General features: G+C 48.6%; 15 protein-coding genes. 6 read left to right on the top strand and 9 right to left on the bottom strand.

Annotated elements, in window-relative coordinates:
* Positions 1–379: 379 nt before the first annotated feature.
* From nusA to ON05_RS25890, 4 genes are all read right to left on the bottom strand, one after another.
* Positions 380–1,738 (bottom strand): transcription termination factor NusA, encoded by a 1,359-nt coding sequence (gene nusA, locus ON05_RS25875; protein ID WP_010477050.1) that lies wholly within the window; start codon positions 1,736–1,738, stop codon positions 380–382.
* A gap of 64 nt (positions 1,739–1,802) precedes the next feature.
* Positions 1,803–2,267: a ribosome maturation factor RimP gene (gene rimP / locus ON05_RS25880; RefSeq protein ID WP_010477048.1), complete on the bottom strand. Its 465-nt coding sequence runs from the start codon at positions 2,265–2,267 to the stop codon at positions 1,803–1,805.
* Between the two features lie 150 nt (positions 2,268–2,417).
* Positions 2,418–3,902 carry a hypothetical protein gene (locus ON05_RS25885; protein ID WP_010477046.1) on the bottom strand — a complete coding sequence of 495 codons (1,485 nt, stop codon included), beginning with the start codon at positions 3,900–3,902 and terminating at the stop codon, positions 2,418–2,420.
* 39 nt (positions 3,903–3,941) lie between these two features.
* Positions 3,942–4,253: a hypothetical protein gene (locus tag ON05_RS25890; RefSeq protein WP_010477044.1), complete on the bottom strand. Its 312-nt coding sequence runs from the start codon at positions 4,251–4,253 to the stop codon at positions 3,942–3,944.
* A 159-nt stretch (positions 4,254–4,412) separates the two neighbouring features.
* Here ON05_RS25890 and smpB point away from each other — a divergent pair, with 159 nt between their 5' ends.
* Complete coding sequence (gene smpB, locus ON05_RS25895; RefSeq protein ID WP_010477042.1) at positions 4,413–4,877, top strand: SsrA-binding protein SmpB; 465 nt, start codon at positions 4,413–4,415, stop codon at positions 4,875–4,877.
* Positions 4,878–4,895: 18 nt separating this feature from the next.
* Here the strand turns inward: smpB and ON05_RS25900 are convergent, their stop codons facing one another.
* The 3 genes from ON05_RS25900 to ON05_RS25910 form a co-directional block, all read right to left on the bottom strand.
* On the bottom strand, positions 4,896–6,353 hold the full coding sequence (locus ON05_RS25900) for a carotenoid oxygenase family protein (protein WP_010477040.1): 1,458 nt from the start codon (positions 6,351–6,353) through the stop codon (positions 4,896–4,898).
* Positions 6,354–6,457: 104 nt separating this feature from the next.
* Positions 6,458–6,793 (bottom strand): hypothetical protein, encoded by a 336-nt coding sequence (locus ON05_RS25905; protein ID WP_262562370.1) that lies wholly within the window; start codon positions 6,791–6,793, stop codon positions 6,458–6,460.
* Between the two features lie 5 nt (positions 6,794–6,798).
* A complete protein-coding gene (locus ON05_RS25910) occupies positions 6,799–9,177 on the bottom strand; it encodes a lamin tail domain-containing protein (protein WP_262562371.1) in 2,379 nt (792 codons plus the stop codon).
* Positions 9,178–9,656: 479 nt separating this feature from the next.
* On the opposite strand from ON05_RS25910, the gene ON05_RS25915 reads away from it, so the two are divergent.
* The 4 genes from ON05_RS25915 to ON05_RS25930 all read left to right on the top strand — a co-directional run bounded on the left by ON05_RS25915 (position 9,657) and on the right by ON05_RS25930 (position 12,377).
* Positions 9,657–10,223, top strand: coding sequence for a hypothetical protein (locus ON05_RS25915; RefSeq protein WP_010474451.1), 567 nt, complete (start codon positions 9,657–9,659; stop codon positions 10,221–10,223).
* A 125-nt stretch (positions 10,224–10,348) separates the two neighbouring features.
* Positions 10,349–11,647 (top strand): threonine synthase, encoded by a 1,299-nt coding sequence (thrC, locus tag ON05_RS25920; RefSeq protein WP_010474450.1) that lies wholly within the window; start codon positions 10,349–10,351, stop codon positions 11,645–11,647.
* Between the two features lie 43 nt (positions 11,648–11,690).
* Positions 11,691–11,966, top strand: a complete 276-nt coding sequence (locus ON05_RS25925; protein ID WP_010474449.1) for a MoaD/ThiS family protein — start codon at positions 11,691–11,693, stop codon at positions 11,964–11,966.
* Positions 11,967–11,978: 12 nt separating this feature from the next.
* Entirely contained in the window at positions 11,979–12,377 is a 399-nt protein-coding gene (locus ON05_RS25930) for a DUF2996 domain-containing protein (RefSeq protein WP_010474448.1), read from the top strand.
* 105 nt (positions 12,378–12,482) lie between these two features.
* Here ON05_RS25930 and ON05_RS25935 read toward each other — a convergent pair whose 3' ends face one another.
* On the bottom strand, positions 12,483–13,961 hold the full coding sequence (locus tag ON05_RS25935) for an ammonium transporter (protein WP_029315243.1): 1,479 nt from the start codon (positions 13,959–13,961) through the stop codon (positions 12,483–12,485).
* Positions 13,962–14,757: 796 nt separating this feature from the next.
* Here ON05_RS25935 and ON05_RS25940 point away from each other — a divergent pair.
* On the top strand, positions 14,758–15,042 hold the full coding sequence (locus ON05_RS25940) for a hypothetical protein (RefSeq protein WP_010474446.1): 285 nt from the start codon (positions 14,758–14,760) through the stop codon (positions 15,040–15,042).
* Positions 15,043–15,468: 426 nt separating this feature from the next.
* On the opposite strand, the gene ON05_RS25945 is transcribed toward ON05_RS25940, so the two are convergent.
* A complete protein-coding gene (locus tag ON05_RS25945; protein WP_010474445.1) occupies positions 15,469–16,002 on the bottom strand; it encodes a chemotaxis protein CheW in 534 nt (177 codons plus the stop codon).
* Between the last annotated feature and the right edge of the window lie 12 nt (positions 16,003–16,014).

Below are 16,014 nucleotides of genomic sequence, written 5' to 3' on the forward strand. Positions count from 1 at the left end.
TAAGGATATGTTTGGTGTTACTTTTTGGTTTTTTGGGTCCCTTTTACATCGCTAATTGCTCAGCTAATAGTGAGGATAAAAAAACCTTCTCTAGCATTATCCATGCTGTTTGACAAACTTGCGAGTGAGAAGTAAAACTTTCACGGCTCGTTTGATGAAGCTCGCTTTTCATCTAGCATCCACTTTATGGGAAGGATGATCAAGCGATATTGCTATTATCAACTATTTTTTGTTGGCATTGGTTGAAAGATGCCATGGTGCTGGCAAATGGGGTTTGTCATGGCATCTTTCAGAAATTCTGGGCATCGAAGAGGAACAAGCTGTTGGCAAGATTGGCGACTTCAGTTTGTCAGTCTGGGCAGAAAATTGATCCAACGTATCATTCTTCCACATCTTCAGAAGTGTCGGCTGCCTCCTCTACTTGTGGGACTTCTTCCTCCTCTACATGGGCTGTGAATTCTTCAGTTGAGGCTTCGTCACTCGATTCAGAGCTAGCGTCTGATGCCTCAGGTATCTCAAGCTCAGGTTGTTCTACTTCAGCGGTTTCGTCTTCATCGACTTTCTGGGCTTGAAGTTCGCTCAACTGCAGATCTTCAGCTTCTTGATCATAATTGGCAATATCTTTGATATCGATTTTCCATCCGGTTAGACGGGCCGCTAATCGGACATTTTGGCCTTCTTTACCAATGGCTAAGCTGAGCTGATCTTCGGCAACGAGGACATGGGCTTGACGTTCTTCTGTATCAATCAAACGAACTGCATCGACTCTAGCAGGGCTGAGGGCATTGGCAATATAGGTGGCTGGATCGGGTGACCAACGAATGACGTCAATCTTTTCACCTCTGAGTTCATTGACCACGGCCTGGATTCTGGATCCTCTGGCACCGATACAAGCCCCGACGGGATCGACATCTCGTTCAAGGGTATCCACTGCGATTTTGGTGCGGGGACCGACCTGGCGGGAAGGGGGATTGGCTTCTCGGGCGACGGCGACAATCCGAACGACCTCATCTTCAATTTCGGGAACTTCGTTCGCAAAGAGATAGACGACTAAGCCTGCATCGGCTCTAGAAACCACCAGTTGAGGACCCCGATGGGGACCATCTGCCACTCGCTTGAGAAATACTTTAAAGGTGGCATTGGCCCGATAGTTGTCATTGGGAAGCTGTTCGCGCTTGGGTAATTCTGCTTCGACTTCTGGCTGGCCAAAGGCACTGGTGACGGCCATGATCACGGACCGCCGCTCAAACCGCAAAACACGGGCTTGTAATACGGTTTTTTCGAGGTCCTGAAACTCTTCTTGAATCAGCTTACGCTGTTGATCCCTTAGTTTTTGGGAGAGGACCTGCTTGGTTTGGATGGCTGCCATTCGCCCAAATTCATTCTGTTCTGGCGTCACATCCAGGACAACCGTATCGCCCAGTTGAGCTTCGGGGGCAACTTCTCGCACTTCAGTTAACGCAATTTGGTGGTCCGTACTTTCCACCTGATCCACGATCATTTTGGTGGCTAGAACTAGAAAGCCTTCTTCTTCTACATCTAGTTCGACGTCGAAATTATAAAAATACTCTTCGTCAAATTGAGCCCCACTATCTAAAAGGAGGGTGCGTCGATAGCGTTCATAGCCTTTCAGCAGAGCTTCTTGGAGGGCAGCTTGCACCGCAGGTTTTGGCAGATTACGTTCACGGCTGATGACATTAATCATTTCCGCTAAACCTGGTAACTGGACCATGGACATAGGCTTACTCCTTGCTGAACTAGGGTGTGAGGGAGAGATTCGAGACAGGTAAATGTCTAGAGAGTTATTCAGGAGAGTCGTGGAGCTGCACCTGAAGAATTTCTTCTCGGGGAATCTTGATGGGGCGACCTTTTTGATTAAGCTGGACGAATTTCTCATCACGGCCTGTGAGGTTACCAATCCATTGATGATGACCCCGATAAGACTGATGGGTTTGGACCAGCACGGGGAAGCCTCTGAAGGAAACGAAGTCGCGATCGCAAGTCAGTAGCGTTGACAACCCAGGACTAGAGATCTCCAGTACATAGGCATCGGGGAAAACATCATCTTCGTCCAAGACCGCTTCCAAGGCACGACTCATTTTCTCGCAATCTTCCAAACCCGTGTCTGAATCACAATTGCGAATGTCAACCCGTAAAACCGGTGGACTTTGGTTAGTCTGAAACACAGCACCGACCACTTCCAGATTAAATTGTGCCGCGACAGGGGCAGCCAGGTCGATCACTTTGGGGATCAATGGATGTGTCATGGAAATAACCCTGACAATAAAAAAAGTGGGTATTAACCCACCTTGGAAGCTCATGTTTTTGGCATGAGCCGCGGGCAGACGCCCACTAAGGTCCTAGTGTAGCGCAGCCCGGTGCAGTTTGGATTAATTGGCAAGGGATGAATAGACTGCTTAGGAGCGAGAAGAGCCTGGAATTACCTGTACAGACGGTAACCGGCCGGAATCACGGGTGACTTGGCGTAAATGTTCAACTTCCGCAGCGGCCCCTTCTCCCCCTTTAGACTCTAGACGCTGCAAAATAGTGAGTTTCGTTTCTTCCAAAAAGTCTGTGAGTAGGGACTGGATTTCATCCAGGGTTTCTTGATTTTGTAGTTCACCCCGTAAAGCATCTGTGAAATGTTCTCCTAGCTGGTCGAAAATATCCTTTCCCTTCTGATCATTAAGGACCTTGGTTAGAGTAGATTGCGAGGTTTGAGTGAGTTGTTTGGACACTTGCTGGGCAATTACATTGGGAAGCGTCATCATCCCCGGCAGTTGCTGAGCCTGGCGATAAAAAGGAATATCGCTTAAGGCTTCCACAATGGCATGGCGGATCACATTTTCTAAGTCAGGGGTGAGCTGGGGCAAAACTTTGTAAATGGTGATTTTGACGGCTTGAAGAATCAGCTCTTCTATCTCATTCACCTCATTAATCTCGACCGTATCAGTCTGAGGATTGAGCAGCCATTGCTCAATCACCCCTTGCTCGATGGCATCCTGGGCAATGCCGACCGACTGAACCAAAACGATTTCCGTCATATCCCCAGCTAGACTTTCGGCTAAGAACCGATTGATTTGAGTCTGCATCCGGCTGAGATTAATCCAGCCCACCTGATGCAGTCGCAATGTGATCGGTAAAATGCGCAGAATTCGCCAAATGGGTATAAAAAAGAGGAGATCATACCAACGCCAAAAAATCGTATCTTTCCAACTGGTCCCCTGGCGGCGACGGCTCAGATAGAAGGTTCGGACCAAATAGTCCAGCCCAAATAGCAAAACAAAGGGCAAATCAATAACCACAAAGAAATCAACGAAATCGCCGCTTTCCCCAAAGGGGCGATAGTAGTTAGAGGCAATCAGGGGGCGAATATCTTTATTAAAAAATTCGAGCTCCCGTGTCCATAGATTCTTCTTCAGGTATTCGACACTCCAAAACTCCCGAAAAGAGCCCTTCGCCGACTCATCATCCATTTGCTCCCGCATCCGGTTCTTAATCTTTTCAAGGGTCCCGGTTTTATTGGCAAGCTCAAACGGATTTTCATCGACCAATTCTTCACTCTGCCCTCTCAACTGCTCCAATAACTTTTGGAGTTCAGCCCCTTCCGTCCCGGACTTTGCTAGCTGCTGCTCAACTTGATCTACCGTTTTGAGATATTGCTGAGTATCTCGATTGGGTACGATCCCTTTGATGGGGTCATACAGTTCGGTGATTTGAGGAAGGCGACTTAAGTAAAAATCTCGAAACGGAATGTAGGTGATATTGAAGAGTACTAAGCTCAAATTCGCTAGGGCCGCTAAGGCCATCAGTCGATCTAAGCCTAATAACCAAGGATTACGCCGAGTTCGTCGTCTTTTGTATTGCTTCGTATTGTTGCGACTAACGGGGGACGAGGGCATACCAGAAGATAAAGAAGGACATCAGGATGAAAGCGAACGTTACGCAGCGCCTAAGACTGCTTGGAGTCGGCTTCTAAATTCCCCTTTGGGATGCCCGCCTTTGACTTCGCCCAAAATTGAAAACTCCGCATCAGGAGAGTCACAAATAATATAGGTGGGCCAACCCATCTCTGATTTATCGGGGTATTGAGTCAGGAGGATTTTGCGATATTTGCGGTAAGTTGTGGTGTCCTGCATTTTGACATCAATAAATTCTAAGCCCAGCTCTTCTGTGACTTTCTGATCATAGAAGGACATTTTGTGGCATATCCCACAGTCTTCAGAAGAGAACTTGATGACGGCTCTACCCATTTTTGCTTACCTTAAATAGCCCAGTGTGCGTTATTGTCCATGCTATCAGTCCGAGTGAATCCCTCAAATCCATCAGTCGGTCCAGACCCGTCTTTGGCGATACGGGGGTACGGATGACTGAATCAACGAATTAGGATTTGGCAGAGTACATTAGAAGGTATGAGTGAGTCTTACAAAGTTATTAGTGATAATCGCCAAGCCCGATTTCAATACGAAATCCTAGAGGTGTTTGAGGCAGGTCTTGCCCTAACTGGCACGGAAGTCAAATCGATCCGAGCGGGGAAAGTGAACCTGCGGGATGGCTTTGCCCAAATCCGCAATGAGGAAGCGTTCCTACTGAATGTGCATGTCTCTCCCCATACCAATGCTGGCCAGTTTTTTAATCACGACCCTCGGCGGACCCGCAAACTTTTGATGCATCGCCAAGAGATTCGCAAGCTCATTGGCAAAACCGAACAAAAGGGACTGACCTTGGTGCCGCTGAAGCTTTATCTGCAGCGGGGCTGGATAAAGGTAACGATTGGTCTAGCGCGAGGTAAGAAACTCCACGATAAGCGGGAGTCGGTTAAGAAACGTCAGGATAAACGAGATATGGAGCGGGCCTTAAAGCGGGGGGCTGAGTAGAGTTGAGCACAGAGGAGCTTACGCCCTAGCTTGCCAAGCGCCATGAAACCCAAAGGGGATAATCTCGGGCAGTCCTAAAACGGCAATAGGACCTGCATCTAGCTGATTCGCTGAAAAAATTTGCACGGTACTTTGATCCTGGTTGCCATCAAAGACCACGGTTAACAACCACCCTTGATCAAAATTGTTGGGATCAGGAGCATAAATTGCTTCCATGGGGTAACAGCCAGAAGGAAAGGCCATACTCGTGACAGCTGAGGTTTTACCATCAATTCGAGCGATGCAGTCAAACATTTCTTCAACCGGTCGTTGAGTATGGGAATGATGGTTTAGGTAAATGGCGGTGGTCTTTTGTCCAGTTTCCAGGGGCGAAATGACAGGAAATTCGCAACCAAAGTTAAACAACGGTTCATTGTGCAGGACTTGGCCGGATTGAGGATTAATTTGTAGTTGCCACAACTTCCCAGTCGCAGGGGCTTGCGGATAGCCAGTGACCACTTCCTTCAGCCACTGATTGGTTTGGAAATCGTCATAGCGAACATAGTCCACCACAATATTCCCGGCAGCATCTTCATGTCCATTGCTAAAGTGCCATTGGAACCAAGGATCGGTATCTATGCGAGTGACCTCCTTAAAGGTGTCCCGATCAATGACAATGATTTGCGTTCCTTGATGGGGTTGCCACTGCAAGGCATCGCTTAAACTCTTGGTGCCCAACAGAATAGGAAGCATTTGTAATCTCAGGGGTGGCACGATAAAGACGAGATAGCGCCCCGCTAGGACAAAATCATGAACCATAGATAATCCCGGCAAGGGAATTGAAGCTTGCCGATAAATGTCGCCTGAGGCATGGCTGCAATAGATCTGAATATAGGTTTTGGGGCCAAAGATAACGCCAAAGTTATAAATGTTGCCTGTGTGTGGATCGCGTTTGGGATGGGCCGAATAGGTGAGCTTAGGAGTTAAACCTGAAAGGGTATCCAAGCCCTGGGTTTCTAGGGTAACGGGATCGAGGGCATGGGGGTTGCCCCCTTCCCAAAGAGCTAGCAATTTGTCGGGCAAGGCCAAAACTGAGGTATTGGCTACATTCTTTGGTGGAACCCCCCACCGTTTCCAAACCGGACCAGGGGCCATTTGTCCATAGCCAGAGTAGAGAAATTGATCTTTGGCTTCTTCCGCCTGTAGTTCTTGAGTTTGGACATAGCGGTAGCTAGCTGTCACCCCTCCATTGTCAACGTGAACAGCTAAAATACCGCCATCTCCATCAAACCAGTGATCCACGGTTTGCCCCTGACGAGATAAACGGCCAGGACCGTTGCGATACAGGGTGCCCTTGAGACCTTCAGGAATTTGACCGGACAGGAGCGGTAGGGATATGGGACCAAACTCCGTAGCGGGGGTTGCGATCGCACGAGCCCACAGTGGCTTTCCTTGCGCGAATTGGTCACGTTGGGTATCGCGGTCTTGAGTTTGCATGGACACCAAAATATGACTGAAACAATGGATAAACTTTAGCGCACCATACAAGACAGCCCTCTGGACCAGAGGGCTGTCTTGTTAAAAAACAGAGCGGTTACGACCTACCAAAGCGCTCGCACAGGGGGTGGAGATTCAGGCTCATCACGAGAGGGAGCCTTTATTTGCTGTTGGGGAGCTGGTCGCTCTGCCGGAGCAGGTGATTGCTCCGTAGGTGGAGGTGACTGTTCTCTAGGGTTACTGGGAAGATCAGTCTCACCTGGACTGATTGGATCTTTAGGATCTGGAGTTTCAGGAAGACCGGATTCAGGAACCTCGCCTGGGCCTGGAAGATTCTCTGGCACATTCCCTGGTTGAGGAGAAGGTGACGGTAAGGGTACAGGAAAGGGGAATGGCTGGGATGTCGAGCCACTCGGTGGATCTGTACTTGGCTGAGGCACAGGGGTCACGTCTGGACTAGGGGCTGGCCCAGGGGTAGGTTGAGGACCCGTTGGACCTGGAATAGTTCCAGGCGTCGACCCAGGTGTGGGTTCTGGAGTTGGCCCCGGAGCTGGCTCTGGTGATGGGGCCGGGGTTGGAACTGGCTCCGGTGTTGGCTGAGGAGTTGGGGTTGGTTCCGGGGTTGGGCTAGGCTCTGGCGTTGGGATTGGCAGCGGAATTGGCGACGGACCAGGTGTTGGTTCCGGAGTAGGTTCTGGTGTTGGACTAGGCTCTGGACTTGGCTCTGGATCTGGAGTAGGTGTTGGGACTGGGTCCGGCGTTGGGACTGGCTCTGGATCTGGTGTTGGAGCGGGTTCTGGCTCGGGGGTTGGAGCTGGAACTGGTTCTGGAGTCGGCTCCGGCTCTGGATCGGGAGTTGGAATAGGTTCTGGATCTGGGGTCGGCTCTGGATCCGGCTCGGGGGTTGGAGCTGGACTTGGCTCTGGAGTCGGTTCCGGAGCTGGCTCAGGCTCAGGTTCCGGCTCGGGGTTGGAGCTGGACTTGGCTCTGGAGTCGGTTCCGGAGCTGGCTCAGGCTCAGGTTCCGGAGTGGGTTCTGGTTCAGGTGTAGGCTCCGGCTCGGGCCCTGGTTCAGGTGTAGGTTCGGGTTCCGGAGTTGGTTCGGGTGTAGGTTCTGGTTCAGGTATAGGTTCGGGTGTTGGAGTCGGTTCTGGTTCGGGCTCAGGTGTTGGCGTGGGTTCTGGAGTCGGTTCTGGTTCAGGACCTGGTTCTGGCGTGGGTTCTGGACCTGGCTCGGGTTCAGGAGCTGGTTCCGGCGTTGGCTCAGGCTCAGGGGTTGGGGCTGGACCTGGTTCAGGACCTGGCTCTGGAGTCGGCTCTGGATCTGGCTCGGGGGTTGGAGTCGGTTCTGGTTCGGGCTCAGGTGTTGGCTCAGGAGTCGGCTCATCTGAACCATTGTTATTGTCTGCAACGCTGGTAATCCGACTGCCTGTGGAATCTGAATCAATCGTTTCTAAATAGCCCAAGCAACGGGTACTCGCATCGCCACTCGTCGTGTGTTCCCAGCAAGCGCTGTTATTGGAATCTTGCCCGTTGGCAGTCAAACTAATGGATTGCCCATTATCAGCCCCGCCTAAGGTGGTTTGAGCAGAATCATCCCATAGCCCTAATGCTGCAGGGGGTGGGGTATTAATCGCTGTGCTGCTGCTAGTATTTTTGCCATAGGCAATGTAATCAATAATCCGGTTTTGGCCATCGTATAACCAAACATCATCCCCGGTGTTATTGAGTTTTGGACGTTGCCCTAGCCAGGTTTGAAACGCTGCATCTGGGGCTTGATGTGCCGCAATGGGGTTGCCTTGAGCATCTTTTTCACTACCGATCCAAATAACGGCATATTCTCCTGGCTGGAGAATGGTGTTGGCAGGAAAAACATAGGGGCTGGTATTGCCGGTAATACTTCCGGTATTGCCATCGATATCGCCATCCAGGATATTGCCATCTATTAGTTGCAATCCACCAAGATCCACTGCTTCATCTGATGGATTAAACAACTCAATAAACTCATCATTATTCTCAGCATTGGCTCTGCCAATCGTTTGCTGATAAAGCACCTCATTGATAACGATTTTTCCCGACAAAGGAGATAGCTGCGGTGGATCACCTGCTTCTGGAGTGGGTTCTGGCGCAGGTTCAGGAGCTGGGTCAGGATTTTCTGATCCGCCCTCTGGTTCAGGTGTCGGAGTGGGTTCGGGTGTCGGCTCAGACTCTGGATCCGGAGCTGGCTCAGGCTCTGGTCCTGGTGCAGGTTCCGGCTCAGGTGCAGGTTCTGGCGCAGGCTCTGGTTCTGGCGCAGGCTCTGGTTCTGGTGCAGGCTCAGGCTCTGGTGTAGGAGCAGGTTCTGGTTCGGGTGCAGGCTCGGGTGCAGGCTCAGGCTCTGGTGTAGGAGCAGGTTCTGGTTCGGGTGCAGGCTCGGGCGCAGGCGCAGGCTCTGGTGTAGGTTCGGGCTCTGGCATAGGAGCAGGCTCTGGTTCGGGTGTTGGCTCCGACTTGCAAGGACCATCGTAATCATCTGGGTGATTCTCATGACCATCCAAGGCACTGGCATTAATCGACAGAGTTCTTGGATTATCTGGATTACCAGGAGGAACGTGACAGATAATTACTTTCTTTGAGTTTTTGGGGTCAGGATAATCACCCTTGAGAGAACTATTACCCGTTTTAGGATCGGCACCGTTGTTGTTTTTTCCCTTTTGAGCAACGGCAACATCAACTGTAAGCAGGCTTATAATCGCTAAGCCAAAAATAACTGTGAGGTTTCGCACCAATTGGAAATTTCGTTTCGATTGTGAAGACTGCGCCGCAAATGTTCTTGGTGATTTCATAACAACTCCACAAACTACTGGAAATTCTGAATTTGGTGAGAAGATGTATTTCCCTTTGAGCGAAGTGTAAATCCAAAGATGCAAACAATCAATATGGCCTAATCATCAATTATTTCTTGAGTATCAATAGACCTCTTGCAATATTCATTTCATGGTGTGCTACTAACTCAATGAATGCCGCGATCTGACTTAAATTTTGAATCCTCTACCATATCAGTAGCTGAATTATGCAAGAGGTCTAATCCCTTTCTCTAACTGAAGAGCGAACTAATTGATGCTGCCATTCGGTCACTGAACAAGAATCAGTTATTCGATACTCTGCACCAAATAGTCACCCCTCCAATTTTTTAGCTTAGTCCCACTTTGCCTGTGAATCTTAAATTCACCCTTGACAGACAATATTAATCCTTTGGCGTTGAATCAAAGACTTCTATGCATCTGACCTATGATGAACGGACTGTTAGCGATGGCTTATCAACATGGGAGAAGCAAAGCGCCGCAAGCAAATTTTAGGAGACACCTACGGTCAGACCTCCTTTATTTTGATTAAGGGCGAACGACAGTTCGAAGAGCATTTCCAAAAGTTCTGCAAAGCCTGGGAGCACAAATTAAAAGAGATTAGTGAGTCTTCTGAGGCTGACGCTGAACTCTCTGACGCAGAAATTCAAGAGAAAGATCAGACCTTCCAGTCTTGGCTCACACAATACCTTCAGGATTACCGTCCCCAAGATCGAGAACGGCTAACAGGAGGGTTATTGGACTTTCTCTATGCCGAGATGGAAAAGCTAGAGCAAGAGGAAGATCCTGAAAAGCTACAGCAAAAAATTACCAACTGGGTTTTGGAAGCGCTGACATTGTTCACTTTGTTAAAGCCCCACTTAACCGTGGAGCAACAGCAGGACTATGCCCATCCGCTGCTCGAACTCTACGAAATCATGCTCAATGAGGTCAAGGAAGATATGGCTACTGAGCAAAAAGAAGAAGCACAAAAGTCTCTAGCAGAGATGTTTGCCGTTTGTTTGGATATTCCTGCAGTTGAAGAATAGAAGTCGTTTTCACAATACCCGACTAAATTAGTCGGGTATATTTGACGGTATTTTACCCCCGTGTTAGCATCTAGCGAATTGAACAGATGCGTTGTTGACGTATTCCTATCGAAGTTGCTAAATCCATGACTCAAACCCTGACCAATCAATCTCTCGGCTCGGCCCTGAAAGCACTGAAGTGTAAAGAATGTGGCGCTGAGTATGAACTGCAAGCGACCCACGTTTGTGAATTCTGCTTTGGCCCCCTAGAAGTAAGCTATGATTTCAGCCGTCTCAGCCAGCCGATTACCCGTGAAAGCATTGAAGCTGGCCCCAATTCTATTTGGCGGTATCGCTCCTTCTTACCCGTTGAGACGGATACACCCATTGATGTGGGAACGGGAATGACCCCTTTGCTCAAGTCCCATCGGTTAGCTCGGCAATTGGGCCTCAAAAATCTCTATATCAAGAACGACGCCGTCAACATGCCCACCCTCAGCTTTAAGGATCGGGTGGTATCGGTAGCGTTAACTCGGGCCCAAGAGTTGGGGTTCTCTACGGTGTCCTGTGCCAGTACGGGTAATTTGGCTAATTCAACGGCTGCCATCGCAACCCGTGCGGGTCTCGATTGTTGCGTATTTATTCCAGCGGACTTAGAAGCGGGTAAGGTCATGGGTACCCTCATCTACGGTCCAACGGTTATGGCGGTTCAAGGCAACTACGATCAGGTCAATCGCCTCTGTTCAGAGGTCGCCAACACCCACGGGTGGGGCTTCGTCAACATCAATCTGCGTCCCTATTATTCTGAAGGTTCTAAGACCCTTGGTTACGAAGTGGCAGAACAGCTGGGTTGGGAACTTCCCGACCACATTGTTGCGCCGCTAGCGTCTGGATCCTTATTTACCAAGATTTATAAGGGCTTCCGGGAGTTCGTCGACAATGGTTTGGTCGATGACAAAGCGGTTCGGTTTAGTGGTGCCCAAGCGGAAGGCTGCTCTCCCATTGCTCAGGCCTACAAAGAAGATCGCGACTTTATTAATCCCGTCAAGCCCAATACGATTGCTAAATCCATTGCCATTGGTAATCCAGCGGATGGGGTGTATGCCATCGATATTGCCAAGAAAACCAACGGCACGATTGAAGCGGTTACCGATGCTGAGATTGTCGAAGGCATGAAGTTACTGGCTGAAACGGAAGGCATCTTTACCGAAACAGCCGGTGGAACCACCATCGCCGTTCTTAAGAAGCTCGTCGAAGCTGGAAAAATTGACCCAGAAGAAAAAACCGTGGTCTACATCACAGGCAACGGTCTCAAGACCCAAGAAGCGGTTCAAGGTTGCATCGGTCAGCCCTTTGAGATTGAGCCTAAGCTTGGAAGTTTTGAGCGAGCCCTAGAGCGCTCCCGCACCCTGGATCGATTGGACTGGCAACCTGTGCTGGTTTAGGCGGTTCGTCGTTTCATTTGTTTTTCTATTGCAGTTGAATCCTATGTCCGTTACTGTCCTTATCCCTACGCCTTTACAAAAGCTGACGAAAAATCAGGCCACCGTCGAATGTGACGGCAGCAGCATTGGCGAATTGCTAGAATCCTTGGAGCAAAATTGCCCCGGGATTAAAGCCCGTCTTTGTGATGAGCAAGGCGAATTACGCCGCTTCGTCAACTTTTATGTAAATAATGAAGATATCCGTTTTTTAGAGGGACAACAAACGGCCCTTAAAGACGGCGATGAAGTTAGTATCATTCCTGCGATCGCAGGGGGATAAACCAATAAACCTATGGCAGAAGCAGAAAAGAAAGCCGCTGACGCAGCACCTGCAGCGAAACCCAAAGAGAAAAAGCCCAAGCTCGAAGATAAGCCCTTTGCCGAGTTTATTCAGCAAGACTATCTTCCCGCCCTAGAAAAGGCCTTAGCCGCTAAAGACATTAGCGATTTGCAGCTAAACTTTGCCGATAACAATATCACGGGCGAATGGTTAAACGGCACTCGGCAGTTTACGGTGTACTTCCCGGAAGGCGATATCAAAAAGCAGCGAGCCTTTTCCTGGTCTAATACGGGCAGCAACCCCAGCACTATCGAACCCTTTTTAGGGGATGAACGAAAGATCACTCTCGACTTACTGGTGTTTGGAGTGGTTCAGCGGCTCGACGCACAGAAATGGTTGGGCGGAAATTAAATTTCTGCTAAGGCCAATTCATATTTTTTGGAATTAAAAAGCGGCTGTCGATGACAGCCGCTTTTCTATATTGAATAGTGATTAGATTCTAAACCTAGCCCTACTCTACAAATGCTCATCCCCTAAGAAACCAGGATAAGCTTCCATTGCATGTTCGCTCAGATCCAGACCGAGCTTCTCGTCTTCCAGGGTAACTCGAATACCAGAGAGATATTTGAGTGCAGTCCATACAATGTAGCTGAATAACACCGTAAAACCGCTGACAATCCCTAGACCTAGAAGTTGAATCCCCACTTGCTCAAAAGACCCACCCGAAAATAGACCCGAAGCAGGACCAGAATTGGCAGTGTACCAGCTGAACCTCTCTGGACCGACACTAAATAGGCCAACCGCTAGAGTCCCCCAGAAGCCGCCAACCATATGGACAGATAAAGCACCCACGGGGTCATCAATTTTGAAGTTGTCAAAGATATCAACGGCAAAAACAACAGCTATACCGCCAACAAAGCCAATCAGAACGGCACTACCCGAGGTGACAAAAGCGCAACCCGCTGTGATACTCACCAAGCCAATTAGCATACCGTTGATGGTCATGGTTAAGTCAGGCTTACCAAAATAGATCCAGGCCGTGAGGGTACCTGCAACACCCCCCGCAGCACCGGCAAGGTTGGTGACCACAATAATATGGCTAATGGCAGCCGGGTCAGCAGCCATGGTACTGCCACCATTAAATCCAAACCAGCCTAACCACAAAATCAATCCGCCCAGGGTCGCGATACTGAGGTTATGGCCCGGAATAGGATAGCTTTTGCCTTCAAAATAGCGAGCTGTTCGGGGGCCAATTAATGCAGCACCCACTAAAGCAGCCCATCCTCCGACCATATGAACCACGGTGGAGCCTGCAAAATCTACAAAGCCCATCTTTTGTAGGAAGCCTCCACCCCAAACCCAATGGCCCACCATGGGATAGCAAATGGAGGTCAGCAAAATACTAAAGATAAAGAACGCAACAAATCTGGCCCGCTCAGCAATCGCACCAGACACAATGGTGGCCGCAGTACCGGCAAACATCAGTTGGTAGAAAAATTTGGCGTTGAGGGGAATCCCTGCCCAGTTGAGGGCAGAAAATACACCATCATAGGCTTCACCAATGGCGGGGCTGTTGTCATTGCCTCCCAAGAAGAAGCCAGTCGTCCCCATAAATTCATTGCCATCACCAAACATGATGCCAAAGCCTACTGACCAGTAAGCCAAACTCACCAAACCAAACACAATCAGGTTTTTTGCCAGCAGGTTGACCGCATTTTTACTTCGACAAAGCCCCGTTTCCAGCATGGCAAAGCCAGCATTCATAAAGAATACGAGGGACGCTGCAAAGAGCACCCAAATGGTATCTGCAACGACTTTAGCTTCGCCAGAAAAAACCGATGAAGGGGCTTCTTGTGCAACTGCAGCACTGCTCCATACCAATAGAATGGCCGCAGTTAAATATAGATAAATTGGTTTTTTCAACATTGACCAACGCCAGGATGCGCGTCGATGGCGCGGCTGGCCGGGTGGCTTAGGCTTTAAATTTCTAGACATGAGTGCTTTACAGCTCCTTGACCTCATTCACACAGTTGTTTATCTAGCAAGAGAATCATCATTGGGACAGACACACACAACTATCAAATCTTTGTCCAGACTAGTCCTTCAATCCAATGGGTCTGGGTGTTTTGTAGATGTGTAAAAACACCTAAACTTTGTGGGATTGAATCACTAATGCTCCCATGCTTAATCTCTAGACAAATCACATGTTGAGTATGCCCTTTTCTGGAATATGTTTTGCCATATCATCAGATTATTCAAAGAGTCCAATGGATATCTAGCCCCCTGCATAAGGCTTTTACGGAAATTATTGTTGACTCAACTAGAGTCAATATTCCGTGACATAGAGACCTGCTTTGTCCGTTGAGAGTCTGGGACGAATCACCACCAAGCTTAATCAAAAAATGTAAACGTCCTGGCTAAGAGTCAGTATAGTTTTTTATTAACCATGCTTCTATTCTTTGATACTTGCAGGGCATGAAAGAATTCTCTATAAATTTGAATAGAATTTAGAAGATGAAATTCAATCTCAAGCATTAATAGACTACCTTTCAGTCAGCCCTTCACAGGGATTTAAACGGTGTAATAAAGAGAAGATTGGGTGATGTATTTTTCATTTTTTATTGCATAAACTGCATATTCTTATAAGGCTAATTAAATCTGGATATGAATGTCTAATCCGTAAAATGGGTACCCTAAGAATGGTTTAGTATTGATATCATATTGATGATATTAATTACCTAATAGTATTCTTCCAAAACTATCGGTTTGTTAAAACCTGAAGGAATATAGAATGGACGATCGCCTTAAAGTACTCGTTGCCTTGCAAATGCGCTATAAGGTGCCTAAACCTGAAGCAACCGTGATGGCAGAAGCCTGGTTACAAGCAAACCCTGACCAAACTTGGGCCAGTTTGAACTCAATGTTGAAATCTTCGCAAGTTGTTGTGGCTGGCGATCAGTTGGTGTTCGCAGGTAGTGCGCCCCAGTCTCCCCCTTCACAAGCCCCCGCTCAGTCTCCCCCCCCATCAGCCCCAAGCAACAAAGCTCAAAGAATGTACCGAGGTCGCCCCATATAGGTATGAGCTTGCATTGAGGGTAAATGTCTCAAAGTTGATGGCTTAATTTAGCAATCAGGTTTGGCCAATCAACCGTGAAAAATCTTAAATATTTGCCTACTTATCCTCAAAATCCCTAGGAAAATTGGATAGAAGAGTTTGGCAACCAATAACCACTCCAAGACATCATTAGGAGGATACCCTTTTCCCCTCATGCTTGGATTTCTCCATGGGTTTAAATGAACCCTGCCGCAATTTAAAATCACTCCTTCTTGCAGATTCCTGCTTGAGTCATCCCTTGGGAGTGTTGCCATTTTTTAAAATATTCCTAAGGAATAATAGAGGTAAAAGCCTCCATAAACAGTTGGGATTTTAGCTTGTTTCAAACTCAAATAAAGCCAATTCCTAGACCCCATAAGTAGCAGTTCTTCTATCTAGTGAAGAGACTTAAACGGAGGCCAGTTGTTCTGGATCGATTAGGAATAAAGGCTCCACTCCTCCATCATCCACAATCATAGAACTGACGCAATGGATATTTCCCCGGCTCAGGTAAGAACTGGGTAACGGGGCAAACTGGGACTTCCCGGCTCGGCGAATGGTGGGTTGAGAATCAATCGGCACACCCACAACCCCTTCTTCTCCCGTTTTCACAATGACAAGACATCGCTGGGAAACTTGGGCATTATCTGCTTCCAAGGGGGAAGGCGCTTCTAGAGCCTTTGCTGCCGAAGACAAAGCAGCTTCATTGAAAATCCGATGTCCCACATCCACGACGGTGATTTCTTGGCCTTGGTGGAGGGTTAAACCAATACCCGTATGGTTCGGATCGCCATGCAGGGTTCCTAACGGAATCACTTTCTGCACTGCCGAAACGGGTAATGCAAACCATTCTTCCCGGAGTCGGAAGGCAATGAGCTGTTCAGTTGCTTCGGTATTGCGGTTCGCACCCCGTTGCGATCGCACCGATGAAAAAATAGCCATAGCGTTCAATCA

The sequence above is a fragment of the Acaryochloris sp. CCMEE 5410 genome, assembly GCF_000238775.2.
GTDB lineage: Bacteria > Cyanobacteriota > Cyanobacteriia > Thermosynechococcales > Thermosynechococcaceae > Acaryochloris.